11 protein-coding genes are annotated in these 14173 nt (G+C 49.8%); 3 read left to right on the forward strand and 8 right to left on the reverse strand.

Going from position 1 to position 14173, the window contains the following annotated elements; translation table 11 throughout:
• Window position 1 precedes the first annotated feature (1 nt).
• The 3 genes from IPM52_01530 to IPM52_01540 all read left to right on the forward strand — a co-directional run bounded on the left by IPM52_01530 (window position 2) and on the right by IPM52_01540 (window position 5325).
• Window positions 2-1165, forward strand: coding sequence for a putative C-S lyase (locus tag IPM52_01530; protein MBK9290306.1), 1164 nt, complete (start codon window positions 2-4; stop codon window positions 1163-1165).
• A gap of 1325 nt (window positions 1166-2490) precedes the next feature.
• Window positions 2491-3492 (forward strand): SRPBCC family protein, encoded by a 1002-nt coding sequence (locus IPM52_01535; protein MBK9290307.1) that lies wholly within the window; start codon window positions 2491-2493, stop codon window positions 3490-3492.
• Between the two features lie 30 nt (window positions 3493-3522).
• Window positions 3523-5325 (forward strand): ATP-binding cassette domain-containing protein, encoded by a 1803-nt coding sequence (locus IPM52_01540; protein MBK9290308.1) that lies wholly within the window; start codon window positions 3523-3525, stop codon window positions 5323-5325.
• Window positions 5326-6214: 889 nt separating this feature from the next.
• Here IPM52_01540 and IPM52_01545 read toward each other — a convergent pair.
• The 8 genes from IPM52_01545 to IPM52_01580 all read right to left on the reverse strand — a co-directional run bounded on the left by IPM52_01545 (window position 6215) and on the right by IPM52_01580 (window position 14167).
• The gene (locus IPM52_01545; GenBank protein ID MBK9290309.1) at window positions 6215-6499 is read right to left on the reverse strand and encodes a hypothetical protein; all 285 of its coding nucleotides are present in this window, start codon (window positions 6497-6499) and stop codon (window positions 6215-6217) included.
• Entirely contained in the window at window positions 6486-7538 is a 1053-nt protein-coding gene (locus IPM52_01550; protein MBK9290310.1) for an IS1634 family transposase, read from the reverse strand. Before IPM52_01550 ends, IPM52_01545 begins: the two co-directional genes overlap by 14 nt.
• 100 nt (window positions 7539-7638) lie before the next feature.
• The gene (locus tag IPM52_01555) at window positions 7639-9081 is read right to left on the reverse strand and encodes an IS66 family transposase (GenBank protein MBK9290311.1); all 1443 of its coding nucleotides are present in this window, start codon (window positions 9079-9081) and stop codon (window positions 7639-7641) included.
• A 146-nt stretch (window positions 9082-9227) separates the two neighbouring features.
• Entirely contained in the window at window positions 9228-9593 is a 366-nt protein-coding gene (gene tnpB / locus IPM52_01560; protein MBK9290312.1) for an IS66 family insertion sequence element accessory protein TnpB, read from the reverse strand.
• Window positions 9594-9597: 4 nt separating this feature from the next.
• Window positions 9598-9879 (reverse strand): hypothetical protein, encoded by a 282-nt coding sequence (locus tag IPM52_01565; GenBank protein ID MBK9290313.1) that lies wholly within the window; start codon window positions 9877-9879, stop codon window positions 9598-9600.
• A 44-nt stretch (window positions 9880-9923) separates the two neighbouring features.
• Window positions 9924-10328: a hypothetical protein gene (locus IPM52_01570; protein ID MBK9290314.1), complete on the reverse strand. Its 405-nt coding sequence runs from the start codon at window positions 10326-10328 to the stop codon at window positions 9924-9926.
• Window positions 10329-10557: 229 nt separating this feature from the next.
• Window positions 10558-12603, reverse strand: a complete 2046-nt coding sequence (gene ligA, locus IPM52_01575; protein MBK9290315.1) for an NAD-dependent DNA ligase LigA — start codon at window positions 12601-12603, stop codon at window positions 10558-10560.
• Entirely contained in the window at window positions 12584-14167 is a 1584-nt protein-coding gene (locus IPM52_01580) for a hypothetical protein (GenBank protein ID MBK9290316.1), read from the reverse strand. The genes ligA and IPM52_01580 overlap by 20 nt, the downstream gene beginning before the upstream one ends.
• Window positions 14168-14173 lie beyond the last annotated feature (6 nt).

Genomic DNA, 14173 nt, shown 5'->3' on the forward strand with positions numbered 1-14173 from the left:
CATGCATCCATACAATTTCGATGAACTCCCCGACCGCCGCGGAACTGCTTCCATCAAACACGAACTGACGGAAAAATACTTTGGCCGGCCCGGATTGCTGCCATTCTGGGTGGCCGACATGGATTTCGAAACACCCGACTTTGTGCGGCAGGCCGTCATGAAGCGGGCTATGCATCCGGTGTATGGCTATACTTTTCGCGATGAACGTTTCACGGATGCCATCGTGGGCTGGATGAAGCGTCGCCATGGTTATGATGTTGAAAAAGAGTGGATTGTATTCACTCCAGGAATCGTGCCTGCCTTAAATCTTGGAGTGTTGGCCACTACGAATCCCGGAGATGCTGTCATTGTGCAACCGCCGGTCTATTTTCCCTTTTTCAGGGCAGTGACCGACCACGGCAGGGTGCTCATTCACAACATCTTGGACAGGCAGGAAGGGGCTTACCGGATGAATTTCGACCAGCTCGAACAACAAGCTGCCCAGGCCAGGCTGCTCATGCTGTGCAACCCGCACAACCCGGTGGGCAGGTGCTGGACAAGGCAGGAGCTTGAACAAGTGGGCAGGATATGTGAAGCGTATAAGCTCACAGTAATCAGCGACGAAATCCATTCCGACCTCGTGCTTCCGGGGTACCAACATACGGTCTTTGCCGGCCTGGGAAAATATGCAGCCGAACGCACCATCACCCTGCATGCCCCAAGCAAAACCTTTAACCTCGCAGGGCTATCCACCGCTTTTGCCATCATTCCCAACGAAGACCTGCGTAAAAATTTCGAAGCCTGGATCGACAAGCTACATATCGGGCTGGGCAATATATTTGGCATCGAAGCCCTCATTGCTGCCTTTGGCCAGGGCGATCGCTGGCTGGATGCCTTGCTCAGGTATCTGGCGGATAATGCGCGTTTTGCCCGTGATTTTCTGACTCAACGGATGCCTGAGCTCAAAGTGTATCCGCTCGAGGCCACCTACCTGTTGTGGCTCGATTTTTCGCAGTATGGCCTCAACGACAGCGATTTACACAACCTGCTCACCGAAAAGGCAGGTGTAGCGCTGAGCCGCGGTTCCGACTTTGGTCCCAGGGGCGAAAATTGTATGCGCCTCAATGTGGCCTGTCCGCGAAGCATGCTGCAGGAAGGCCTCGAACGCATGGCCGCACAGTTCTGATTGTTGTCGGTGGTTGTTGTGGTTGTCGGTGGTTGTCATTGTTGTCATTGTTGTCATTGTTGTCGTTGTTGTCATAGTTCAGTTTAGCGTGCAAGTTTCCGTTGCTTATGAGGTAGTTATGAAATAAAATTTATTGTAAGAGCTAGATTATACTTAAAGTGCTCAAGCAGAAATACTTGACACTTTCACCGGGTAGGGTGGGGAGGCCGGGCGAACGGCGGGAAGGGCGGGAGAGGGTTGTCATTGTTGTTGTTGGTGGTTGTCGTTGTTATCATTGTTGTCGTTGTTTGTAATAAGTAATTGGTATCCAGTAGTTTGAAGGAGGTAATTTATATGCAGCGCTTCCCATGCATGCAAGTTTGTTCCTTCAAAGCGTAGATTTTTTCTTTCCTACTTTGTCTTGATACCCGCCAGAGGCGGGCAAGCAAAGTGAGGCAAAAACTTGTCCGCCTCCGGCGGATCAAGCCCGGGCGAATGCTCCCCGCCCTTTCCAAAAAAGTAGAAATCCAGTGTGGCGGGCGGCAGGCTTGCCGCGATGGCCACGCTGTCGCGTGTCCAGCCCCACGGATTTCTACGTTTTTGGAAATTCCCGCCTCACCGTCCCCGCGCCCGGGCCTGCCTCCCCGCCAGTAAGTTGTTTGAGATGAAGTAATGGTGGAAGTGGGGCTGACGAAACAGAGTTTCAATCTTGACAAAAAAATTTAAGTAATGTGCCTAAGCAGAAACACTTCATACTTTCACCGGGTCGGGCGGGGAGGAAGGGCGAACGGCGGGAAGGGCCTGGTGTGAATGCAGCAAGGGCAGCAAATCTTGTGAGGCAGGCCGCGCACAGCGCGGGCTGTTTGCGTTACAGCATGCGTGCATGAAATTCCAGTAAAGTGTTTTGCTCCAGCTCAATGCGGGTTGGAGGATGAACAATGGCATGCTGTAATGCACTCCTCACTTAGATTTGCGCCCTTGCTGCAGAGCGGGGAGGTAGCTTCGTTCGCCCTTGATTTTTGGTTCTTTTGATCAAGCAAAAGAACAAGAAAAAAAGCTCTGGTTTTGGGATACAAATAAGGCAGGAGAGGGTTGTCGTTGTTGTCATGGTTCAGTTCATCCTGATGGTTTCCGGAATTGTGAAATAGAAATAGTTGTGAAAGATAAATTGGGCGTATAGTACTCAAGCAGAAGTACATAATTCTACAACCGGGTCGGGCGGGGATATTGGTTGACAGGTTAAGAGCGGTGCTGGAAACGCATTGGGCTTTTGCCGATACTAATTGCACGCTAAGCATTTGATATTCCTTACCTTTGCACGCATTATGCCAATGCAATAAGCCCCTATGCGATTTCTCAAGCTGTTGATTTATGGTTTGTTTACGCTGTTGATCCTGGTGTTTCTCATCCCGTTTTTTTTGCCTGCGGAAGTAGAAATCAGCCGTCAGATCAGCATTCCTGCCGAGGCCAGGCAGGTGTTTCGTCTGGTGAACGACTTCGAAAACTGGAAGCTGTGGAGTCCGTTTGAGCTCGACAAGCCTGAGGTTGAGGCACGCATCACTGGGCCGGTGTCAGGCGAAGGCAGCACGTTGGTTTACAAGAGCAATACCGCCGGCGAAGGCAGCATCACCATCATTAAAAGCCAGCCTTACAGCTCAATTCATATGATGCTGGGCATGCAAAAAGGTGGAGTGGCAGTGGATGAGTGGCTTTTTGAACCAACCGGCGATTCAGTGCTGGTCACCTGGACACTTAAACTGAGCGAGTTGAGCTATCCCTTTCATCGTTATTTCGGATTTTTCAGCCGTAGCCTGATGACCCCTTTTCAGCAAAAAGGTCTCGAAAAACTACGCGAGCTCTCCATGCAAATGCCCCGTCCTCTGCCGGTGGATACGCTTGACCTGGAAGGGATTAAAGCCATTGTTACACCTGTTGAGCCGGATAGCTACAGTCAGGCGCAGACCTACAACATGAAAGCAGCTTTGGTTGAAAGCTACCTATCAAAGTTGCGCATCATGCCTGCCGATGGTATGCTGGCTGTTTACAGCAACTGGAATACCCTGCCTCCCTCAGATCCGCTGGTTGGGTTTGAGGTGGCGGAAGAAACCCGCGAAAGTGGCATCTTCCGCTATACCGAAATCCCGGGCGGCAAAGCTGTGGTTGTCACTATCGTAGGACGCGACACCCAACGGCAGAAAGCCTATGAAGAGCTCAGCCTCTTTATGCGCGAATTCAGCTTTGTACCCGACAGCTCCCGGCCGGTACTGGAATTGTATTCACCTGCATCGTCCGAAAACCAGGTGGCACGTTTTGTTGTTTTTGTGAAAGCAAAAAACAACCCGGAATAGGAAGTTTTTTCCTGCAATCCGCTGCCAGCAATGCTAAAACTGCTTTATGACGCAATCGGAAAAACCGCGAAAATTTCTGCCGAAGGGTTCCGTAAACTGATTTCCCTGCTCAAGTACGTCCTCCCGAAGAAGTATGCATTCATTGGCGGACTCCTTGCCCTGAGCATATCGAGCCTCACCACACTGGCTTTCCCGATGTTGCTGGGCGACCTGATCAATATGGCCAATCCGGCCGCTGAACTGGCGAAAATTAACCGCATTGCACTCATCCTGCTGGCCGTGTTTGCCTTTAATGCCGTTTTTTCCTACCTGCGCATTTATTTGTTCGAGGTAGTCACGCAGCATATGCTGGCCAGCCTGAGGCAACAAACCTATAACCACCTTATCCGGCTACCCATGAGTTTTTTTTCGGGACGAAGGGTAGGGGAGCTCAACAGCAGAATCTCTGCCGACATTGCCATATTGCAGGAAACCTTCACCTTCACCCTGGCACAATTTGTCCGGCAGGTGATCACCATTGTCGGAGGAATCATCCTGCTGTCGGTCATCTCGGTCAGGCTCACCCTGTTTATGCTCCTTTTTGTGCCTGTAGTTGCAATCGGCGCCAGGCTTTTTGGCAAAAAGATCCGCCGCATTTCCAAAAGCACCCAGGATCAGGTGGCCACCTCCAACATCATAGTCGAAGAAACTCTGCAAGGAATCAACAACGTAAAGGCTTATGCCAATGAGCGTTTTGAGTTCGACCGCTACCGGAGTTCCACCAATGCCGTCATCGGCATTGCACTCAAAGGAGCCCGGCTGCGGGCCTTGCTCATTTCGGTCATCATCTTTGCACTCTTTGCCACCATCGTCGGTGTCATCTGGTATGGGGTTTATCTGGTGAACAAAGGCGAAGGATTGCAGGCGGGCGACCTCTTTAAGTTCATCCTTTACACAGTATTCATCGGCGCATCTATTTCGGGTCTTGCCGACCTGTACTCGCAGGTGCAGAAGGCGGTTGGCTCAACCGAAAGCCTGATGGCCCTGCTCGACGAGCGACCGGAGTTTGAGCCTGTGGCCGACGATGGATGCGAGCATACCTTGCAGGGCAGGCTGGAGTTCAGAAACGTAAGTTTCCGCTATCCGTCACGTCCTGATGTTGAGGTGCTCCGAGATATCAGCCTGCTCATTGAGCCTGGAAAGCGTATCGCCCTGGTTGGACCTTCCGGCGCCGGAAAAACCACCCTTAGTAGCCTGATATTCAGGTTCTACGATCCAACCGAAGGTGTGATCCTTTTCGATGATGTCCATTCAACCAGCATTCATCCTTCCTGTCTCAGACGCCAGATGGCCATAGTGCCCCAGGAGGTCATGCTCTTTGGAGGCACCATAGCCGAGAATATCGCGTATGGCAAACCCGGCGCCGGCATGGACGAGATCGCCGACGCTGCACGAAAAGCCAATGCCCTCGAGTTCATCGATCGTTTTCCCGATGGTTTTGATACCATTGTGGGCGAACGTGGCGTGCAACTCTCCGGCGGTCAGCGCCAGCGTATTGCCATTGCCCGCGCCATCCTGCGCAATCCACGCATCCTCGTCCTCGACGAAGCCACCTCGTCGCTTGACAATATAGCGGAAAAACAAGTGCAGGAAGCGCTCGATGTACTCATGCAGGGGCGCACCTCCATCATCATTGCCCATCGGCTCAGCACTGTGCAGGACGCTGACCTGATTGTGGTGATCGAAGGCGGCAGGATAGCCGAAACAGGCACACATCATGAGTTGCTTGCCAAAGGCGGCGCATATGCCAGGCTGGCAAACCTTCTGGAGAAATCCTCGGAAATCGACGGTTAGAGAGGGGGGCGGGTGGAGAGTTCCTGGTGGCGAGTTGCGGGTTATGGGAGGTTGACGGTTGTTGTCCTGGTTGTCATAGTTGTCGTTGTTGTCGTGGTTCAGTATAGCTTGCAAGTTTCCGTGGGTTGTGAGGTAGTTATGAAATAAAATTTATTGTAAGAGCTAGATTATACTTAAAGTGCTCAAGCAGAAATGCTTGACGCTTTCACCGGGCTGAGCGGGGAGGAAGGGCGAACGGCGGGAAGGGCGGGAGAGGGTTGTCATTGTTGTTGGTGGTTGTCGAGGTTATCGGTAGTTGTAATGATTGTATCCGCGAAAATCAGTCTGATTAGTGTCATCAGCGTTCCATTTTTGATAGAACACTGTTCTCGTCTGAGGCCGAGACACGGCGACGCAGATTGAGCAGATGGTCACAAATAAGAAACAGCGAAAATCAGCCAAATCAGTGTCATCTGCGTTCCATTGTTGAGGATAGAAAGATTCGAGAGTTCCGGGTAGCGGGTCGCGGGGAGGTTGTTGGTAGTTGTCGTTGTTGTCGTTGTTGTCATTGTTGTAATAGTTCAGATCATCCTGATGGTTTCCGGAATTGTGAAATAGAGTTTATTGATAAAGACAGGTTGTAGTTAAAGCGCTCAAGCAGAAATACTTGACGTCATCACCGGGTCGGGCGGGGGAATTTTATGTATGCTCTGCATTAAGACAATGGCTAAGCTCGAGACAAAGCCACGGAGGTTCCTGCTCTGGTATTTTGGATGGATTCAAAGAGGTAGATTCCAATCACCAAATTTTTTTGAGGGGTAGCGCCGAAACCAGTCAAAGTAGATGGCTCTGCATGGCAAACGACGCTTGCCGGGCTTCACCTGGTAGCAGCAATCGCGGAGTCTGCGCCCTACATGCCGATCATTTGCAGAAACTCGGCTTCGTTTACGATGGGGATGCCAAGTTGCCGGGCCTTTTCGAGCTTTGCCGGCCCCATGTTTTCGCCGGCCAGCACAAAACTTGTCTTGGTTGAAATAGACGATGCATTGCGACCACCGTGCAACTCAATCAGGCGGTGCATTTCGTCGCGGCTAAACTGGCTGAATACCCCGCTTACCACAATGGTTTTGCCCTCGAGGGTGCGGCTGGCCTGCTGAGGCTCACTTCCTGACTTGTCTACTTTAGTGCAACAAATTGAGTTTTGTCAATAATTTTTCTGCTGTTTCAGTAAGTCTTCCTTTTACAATCACTTGTTTTTGAGTAAGTTTATTTAGCATTATCGCATCTGTCACCTTCTTTGCTTCAGTGTTAAAGCGTCTTATTGATAGCCCGGTTTTGATTTCAATATGCTTTGATATTACCAAGGCTAAAAAACAAATTAGTAGATGGAGCTTTATAGGATCTTGTTTAAAATGGAATATAGGACGGGTTTCTAAGTCGGACTTTGCAACTCTAAAAGCTTGCTCCACTTTGTAGAGTTCATGATATCTTTCAATAACCTTATTACTGGGTAGGTTTTGCTCGCTTAAGTCGGTGTAGTAACCTTTTATGCCTAATAATTTTATAGTTTTCCGGATAAGTTCTTCATTCAATTTGAGTTCTTCATTGTGTGCCTTTACAAACTTGGCTTTGTTGTTTTTAGAAGGACTTTTTATGATAGTTTGGGCTTTTAAAATCTGCTTTTCCATTTCATATTTATCCTTTCTGTATCGGGCATTGGAGAAGTTACATATGAGATATCCTTTGTCGGTATGGAGTCTGATTGTATTGCCATCTTCTCGCTTGATTTTTGCGTCTATTTGATCAAATATAGCTTGTGATAAGTTCCCCAGCCTTGCCCCAACGATGTAATGAATGCCCTCTGCTTTTAGCTCCTTAATGTTGTCTGCGCTTATCATGGCTGCATCGGCTACCACTGTAAATTGTTTTACATTGTTTTTTTGAATAAACGCTTTAACTACGGGCAAAATGGTGTGGCCTTCGAAGGTATTACCGGTAAAGATGTCAAAGTCCAAAGGAAAACCATCTTTGCTTACCATTAATCCAACGAGTATCTGAGGTTGTTGCCACTTGCCATCTTTTGAAAATCCCGTTCTGCGTAATTCGTCGCCCTCAAAGGTTTCGAAATATAGGGTTGTAACATCATAGAATAGTAGAGAATAATCAAAGCCATGTTCCTTCTGTGCAAAAACGTTTACTTTTTCAAGCACTTGATTTTTAAATGAAATCCACATTTTAGCTTCCTTGTAATAGTTCTGCCTGCGATGTTGAATACCAAAATACGTTTCAATAAGCTCTATAGAAGTAACCCTTCGGCCATGAGCGTGTTGTTTGTTATTTTGGATTTTTTATTGGGAGTAGTTTGTACAGTTGGTTGGCTGGGTGGTCTGGAAGTACCTCGAGGGTATGGCTGAGCCAGCCAAAAGGTTCTACTTCATTGAGTTTGCAAGTGGCTAACAAGGAATAAATCATGGCTGCGCGCTTTGCTCCCTCATGCGAGCCTGCAAACAGATAGTTTTTTCGGCCAAGGGCTACAGGACGTATGGTGTTTTCAATCAGGTTGTTGTCCATTTGATATCGTCCGTCATCGAGGTATCTTATCAGTCTTGGCCAAAGGGTCAACATGTAAGTGATGGCCTGGCCAATGGCGCTTTTGGGCAAGACACAGGCATGTTGCTCACTGAGCCACCGATGCAACTGCTCAAGCACAGGTTGGGCCTGTTGTTGTCTGAGGATTTTTATCTCATCATGGTTCAGGTGATTCTCTTTTGCCATGCGCTCAATCTGGTATAGCTTGCCAATGAGCAACAGGGCAGTTTCAGCCCGTTGGCTGTCGTTATCCAATGCCTTTTCAAAATTGCGTCTGGCATGTGCCATGCAGGCAAGTTGCAAGATATGGCCTTTGAGCCTTAATCCGTTGTATGCTGCATAACCATCGGTTTGAAGCACTCCGCTAAAGTCTTTCAAAAACTTCTCCGGGCCTTCGCGTCCGCGCCCTGCTTGGTAGTCGAATACCACAAGGCGCTCCATCGGATCGTGGTACACCCAGAGGTAACCTTTGTGTGTTGAGCCCGGCTTGTCTTTTGTCAATACTGCAATGGGCGTTTCATCGGCCTGAAGGTAGCCCGAGGATTGAACTTTTGCCACAAGGCTATGGTATAGCGGTTCAAGCAACTGACAGCTGGCGCTGAACCATCCGTTGATGGTTGACTCCGACAACTGAAGCTTCTGACGTTTGAACATTTGTACCTGACGGTAAAATGGCAGGTGATCTGCGTATTTACTCACTATCAGGTGAGCCAACATGCTTGCGCCGGCATTGCCTTTCTCGATAGGCAGGCTCGGAAGCTCGGCTATGGCTATCTGTGTTTGTTCCTGGTTCTGACCAAGCACATACTTGGGGCGCACAATCTGCCTGACATAGATGCTGCCAGGCTCGTATTCAAGTACCTCCGTGATGGCATTACCAATCAAGCGGGCGCCCTCAGGAAGGTTCTGTGGTTCGATGACCTGCTGTTTGCGTGGCAAATGGGCCGGAAGTTCAAGACGAAGCGGTTGTTGCTTGTCTTTTTGCCCGGCTTTTGTACGGGTGTAGTTTATTTGCTGGGTCTGGGGCTCCGGCTTCTGAGGTTCCGGCAGCTCGAAAAGGGTTAGTTGATTGGGATTGGCAGCCACAAACCGTTCGCTCTTTGCACCAAATAGCATACGCTTGAGCTGGGCAAGTTCATGCTTGAGCAGCTTGAGCTCGACCACCATCGCATCATATTCCGATACCATGTCCTTATGCCGTGCAAGCTCTTGACGAAGCATATTGAGCTCGGCCAGTAAGGCTTGATGTGCTGCTTTGGAAATAGTGATTGTTTCTGTGCTTGCCATAGGGCAAAATTACAGAATCAACCTGCTGGAAATGACCGCCTTAAACCTTAGTTTCCAACAAAATCATGTCGATAAAATCGCTTGTTTTTTCTTGCATTTTCCATTGAAATACCATTGATTATCATCACCAGCTGGCTATAGTCGAGCATCTGGTTTTTCACCCCATCCATACTTTGTTTGGGCAGTTGCAGCCTGCCTTGCTCGAGTCGCTTGTAAAACAGTACGAACCCTCCGGGTTCCCACCGAAGCATTTTGATGCAGTTGCGTGGCTTGTTAATGAAAATGTACAAATCTCCGCTCATGGGGTTTTGGCCAAGCTTGCTTGTGACCAGCCCGCATAAGCCGTCGAAACTTTTACGCATGTCTGTTGGCTCAAGGTAGAGAAAATACCTTGCCGAAGTAATGGAAAACATATCATCACATCCGGATTAAACATTTGAGCAGCGATACAGGGGTAGACAACGGCACATGAAGCTCAATGCCATTGGGATAACGAATCAACAGGTTTGTGCTACATGGCCCATTCAACTGCACAAAGCCTCCAGTTGCCTGCTCCTTTGAACGATACTTATTTACCCAGTAACGAAATGTGTAAAGCTTCATCCCATTTGCCATTGCAAACGACCTTTGACTTTGACCACTTTGCTCCCACTGCTCAACCAAAAAAAACATTTTGTCTTTGCGCTCTTTACGAATCATATCCCAAAAATTTTAAGCGCAAATATCTGCAACCCAACCCCATCCTAAAATATGCTCGTGGCCGAAGGGTTACCTATAGAACGCAGTTTAGATGCAGGCTCTAATATCCTGATGGTTACTAAGTCTTTGAATAAGCTAGAGGTCAATTCGCCAAAGCCAATTTGAGCTATCAATCGCTGGATGGTCTGATAAAAGAAGCGGTAATAAAACCCTACACATTCATACTGCTCAATGTAGGAATATGCACCGGGCTTTAAGGACGGAAATAGAGATGTTTGTCTGGTATAGTCTTCGATAAACTGCTGTGCCTGTTGCTTTAAGTTATCAAGTTCTTGATCCGTACTTGCTGAACCCAAATGTTTAACAATAACTCGTTTTCTATTATGCAAGTAATAAACTTGAACAGCGATCTTTCCAGAACCAGTTTTGACTTCTCTTAATTTTAACATGCTATATTGCTTAGTGCAACAAATGTAGCACTAAAAATGTCGCAAAACTCTGTTTATTAATACTTTATCAGAAATCACAAAATAAAGTGGACAAGTCAGGAAAGAGGTCGATTCCAATCACCAAATTTTTTTGAGGGGTAGTGCCGAAACCAGTCAAAGTAGATGGCTCTGCATGGCAAACAACGCTTGCCGGGCTTCACCTGGTAGCAGCAATCGCGGAGTCTGTGCCCTACATGCCGATCATTTGCAGAAACTCGGCTTCGTTTACGATGGGGATGCCAAGTTGCCGGGCCTTTTCGAGCTTTGCCGGCCCCATGTTTTCGCCGGCCAGCACAAAACTTGTCTTGGTTGAAATAGACGATGCATTGCGACCACCGTGCAACTCAATCAGGTGGTGCATTTCGTCGCGGCTAAACTGGCTGAATACCCCGCTTACCACAATGGTTTTGCCCTCGAGGGTGCGGCTGGCCTGCTGAGGCTCACTTTGCGCAGCCTGAAGCTGAAGTCCGTGGGCTCGCAAACGCTCAACCAGCTCCAGATGTTCGGGCTTCGAAAACCAGAGGATGACCGATTCGGCAATCTTTCCGCCAATTTCGTCCACTGCCATCAGTTCATCCATGCCGGCACCGGCCAGCTTGTCGATGCTGCCAAAAGCAGTGGCAAGCCGGGTGGCCACAGTTTCGCCCACAAACCTGATTCCCAGCGCAAAAAGTACCCTGTGGAATGGAACCTCCTTCGATTTTTCGATGGCCGCAAGGATGTTTTCTACGGTTTTCTCCCTGAAACTCACGGTGCGCACCTTGCCATCCTCGCCGGTATAATTTTTTTCGAGGCCAAGCAATTGATTGGCTTTCAGGTCGTAGAGGTCGGCCGGATTGCGCACCAGCCCGCGCTCGTACAGAAGTTCGATGCGTCCTTGTCCGAGGCTTTCGATGTTCATGGCGCGGCGATGGATAAAGTGTTCCAGCTTGCCTTTGATCTGGGGAGGGCAGTAGTCGGCATTCGGGCAAAACCATGCCGCCTCGCCCGGATTGCGTTCCAGGGGACTGCCACATTCGGGACAATGGGTAACGAAACTCACGGGTTTGCTTCCGGGGATGCGCAGCTCGGTTTTAACCGAAGTAATTTTTGGGATGATTTCACCTCCTTTTTCCACCACCACCATATCGTTTTCGTGCAATCCGAGCTGGGTGATGATGTCGGCATTATGGAGGCTGGCCCGTTTGACGGTAGTTCCTGCCAGCTGCACAGGTTCCAGGTTGGCCACAGGCGTCACGGTGCCGGTGCGCCCCACCTGATAATCAATGCCTTTCAGCCTGGTGGCCACTTCCTCTGCCTTGTATTTGTAGGCTATGGCCCAGCGGGGCGATTTGGCTGTAAAACCGAGCATCTGCTGCTGCCTGAAACTATTCAATTTGATGACAATGCCATCAATGTCGTAGGGGAGCTGGTGCCTTCCGGTTTTCCAGTCGCTGATAAACTCGTTGATTTCGGCCATGTTGCGGCAAACGGCCATGTTGTCCGAAATCCGGAAGCCCCAGCTTTTGGCTGCCTGCAGGCTTTGGTAATGTGTCTCAAAAGGAAGATTGTCGCCCATCAGGTAGTAGAGCCAGCAGTCGAGTTTGCGGCGGGCCACTTCGGCCGAGTCCTGCATTTTGAGGGTGCCCGATGCCGCATTGCGCGGGTTGGCAAGCAAGGGCAGACCTTCGGCTTCCCGCTCTTCGTTGATTCGTCGGAAGCTCTCGTGCGACATATATACCTCTCCGCGAATCTCGAACGATCCGGGGTAATTGCCTCTGAGTCTGAGCGGTATGCTTCGGATGGTTTTTACATTGGCGGTCACATCATCGCCCTGCACCCCGTCGCCCCGCGTCACGGCCTGAACCAGCAAACCATTTTCGTACCTCAGGCTGATGGCCACGCCGTCGTATTTCAGCTCACAGACGTATTCCACCGGTTCGTTGATCAGCCGGACAATGCGCTGGTGGAACTCCATGATTTCGCCATCGCTGTACGAATTGGCGAGCGAGAGCATGGGATAGCGGTGTTTAACTGTGGCAAAGTTCCTGGTGATTGTGCCACCCACACGCTGGCTGGGCGAGTCGGGCAGGGCAAACTGCGGAAACTCTTTTTCGAGCCGGATAAGCTCTTCGAGCAGCATATCGAACTCGTAGTCGGATATCTCCGGCCTGTCGAGCACGTAGTAGAGATAGTTGTGGTGGTTGATCTTCGCCGTGAGCTCCTCGATGCGTGATTTAGCTTCCTGAGGTGACATCTTTTCCTTTTCTGTTAGGGATCCGTGCCTGATTGCGGTAAAGATAAATTTCTTCGTTGGCATTGATGGGATTGAGGCGGTGCACGAGCATGTCCACAGTGCCCGGCCTGAATCGCCTTTCGAAAACAAGTTCTGGCAGGTATTGTTTCATGCTGTCGAGCCTTTGCTCCAGCTTGTCGGGTCGCATGAACACCACAAATTCCGGCTGATTTTCGGTCTTCTGCCAATCGCGGGCCTTTGCCACGTCGGCATACGTTGTTCTGGCATGGATGGCATCATAGCGCGGCCACTGCCCGGTGTAGAATACGGGCGGAAAACGCAAAACCCCGCTGCCATAGTCATCCACCACAAAGTAGCTGATCTCCGGGTAGTTTTTCAGATACGACATGGCTTCCACCCTTGCCCGTTTGGAATAGGTGGACGTAAAAATGAGCAGCAAGGTGATGTTGATCACCCAGAAAAAGCCCCAGCCATATTTGAGCAATTTCTTGCGCTGTTGCCACCAGGGGCTTCCGGCCACATATTCTTCCCAGCCTGCAATGCCCAGCACGATGAAAAATGGAATGATGGGCAGGATAAACCTTTCCTGCTTGTTGGGATAAACAGAATGAAACACAATGAAAAGCAGCACAGGCAGGAAAAGCAGGAAATTTTTTCGCCAGTTGCGCAGGTATCCGAACATCAGCATCAGGCTCACCGGCGGGATAAGCAGGCCGCCAATCACCAGGATGTAATTATACCATGGCAGCACGATGTATTGCTGGGCATGGGTCATATTATATTTGGTGTAGGCGATGAGCTCGGCAAAAGGTTTGCCCCAGATGAGCAGATCGATGAACCCCTGAAATATCGTGGCTGAGATGAGGAATCCGAACAGCGTCCAGATGGCGCCTTTCCAGTTGCGGCTGATAAGTAGGGCGAGACCTAAACCGGCTCCGAAAACTGCCGTCTGATATCGCACATTGAACGCCAGACCGAGGAAAAATCCGGCTACCAGAAACGAAAACTTGTGAAAACCGGGTAACTCCTGCTGCCGGATTTGTTCCTGACGCAGAATGATGAGGGTGCCGTACATCAGGAAGGGCAGGCAGGCCATCTCGACCAGGGTGCGCACACTCAGAAATGGCATGAACCAAAAGGTGGAAAGCAGCAAGGCGGCTTTGTAGGGTGTTTTGCCCGGGGTGATCAGGCTGGCCATGCGGTAGCCAAACGAGATGACAAACAATGAAATGCCTGCATGAAAAATGCGCACGAACAGCATCTTCCACTGCGGGTCGTAGATGCCGAAGAGTTCAAGGAATTTAAAAAACAAGTAATGGAAGCCTACATAAAAAAAGCTGTGCCCTTCCGGTCCTTTATCTCCCCGGCTGCCGGGCAACCAACCCAGGTAATCGGTGCCATCCACCCACGACTGGGCCTGTTCAACCACCAGAAAGTGGTCGTCGTGCATGCCATATCCCCTGGAAAAGATTGCAGCTATAGCCCTGAGCAGCATCCCAATAGACAGGATGAACAGAAAGGGATGTTTTTGTTGAAATCGGATGATGCGTTCGATGAATGGCATGTTGGG

This window comes from Bacteroidota bacterium, assembly GCA_016715945.1.
In the GTDB taxonomy this organism is placed as follows: domain Bacteria; phylum Bacteroidota; class Bacteroidia; order Bacteroidales; family F082; genus JALNZU01.

What these genes read in the sequence shown, in the direction of transcription:
- IPM52_01530 (MBK9290306.1), top strand. Translation starts at nt 2, where the DNA reads ATGCATCCATACAATTTCGATGAACTCCCCGACCGCCGCGGAACTGCT.
- IPM52_01535 (MBK9290307.1), top strand. Translation starts at nt 2,491, where the DNA reads ATGCGATTTCTCAAGCTGTTGATTTATGGTTTGTTTACGCTGTTGATC.
- IPM52_01540 (MBK9290308.1), top strand. Translation starts at nt 3,523, where the DNA reads ATGCTAAAACTGCTTTATGACGCAATCGGAAAAACCGCGAAAATTTCT.
- IPM52_01550 (MBK9290310.1), bottom strand. Translation starts at nt 7,538, where the DNA reads ATGTGGATTTCATTTAAAAATCAAGTGCTTGAAAAAGTAAACGTTTTT.
- IPM52_01555 (MBK9290311.1), bottom strand. Translation starts at nt 9,081, where the DNA reads ATGGTATCGGAATATGATGCGATGGTGGTCGAGCTCAAGCTGCTCAAG.
- tnpB (MBK9290312.1), bottom strand. Translation starts at nt 9,593, where the DNA reads ATGTTTTCCATTACTTCGGCAAGGTATTTTCTCTACCTTGAGCCAACA.
- IPM52_01565 (MBK9290313.1), bottom strand. Translation starts at nt 9,879, where the DNA reads ATGATTCGTAAAGAGCGCAAAGACAAAATGTTTTTTTTGGTTGAGCAG.
- IPM52_01570 (MBK9290314.1), bottom strand. Translation starts at nt 10,328, where the DNA reads ATGTTAAAATTAAGAGAAGTCAAAACTGGTTCTGGAAAGATCGCTGTT.
- ligA (MBK9290315.1), bottom strand. Translation starts at nt 12,603, where the DNA reads ATGTCACCTCAGGAAGCTAAATCACGCATCGAGGAGCTCACGGCGAAG.
- IPM52_01580 (MBK9290316.1), bottom strand. Translation starts at nt 14,167, where the DNA reads ATGCCATTCATCGAACGCATCATCCGATTTCAACAAAAACATCCCTTT.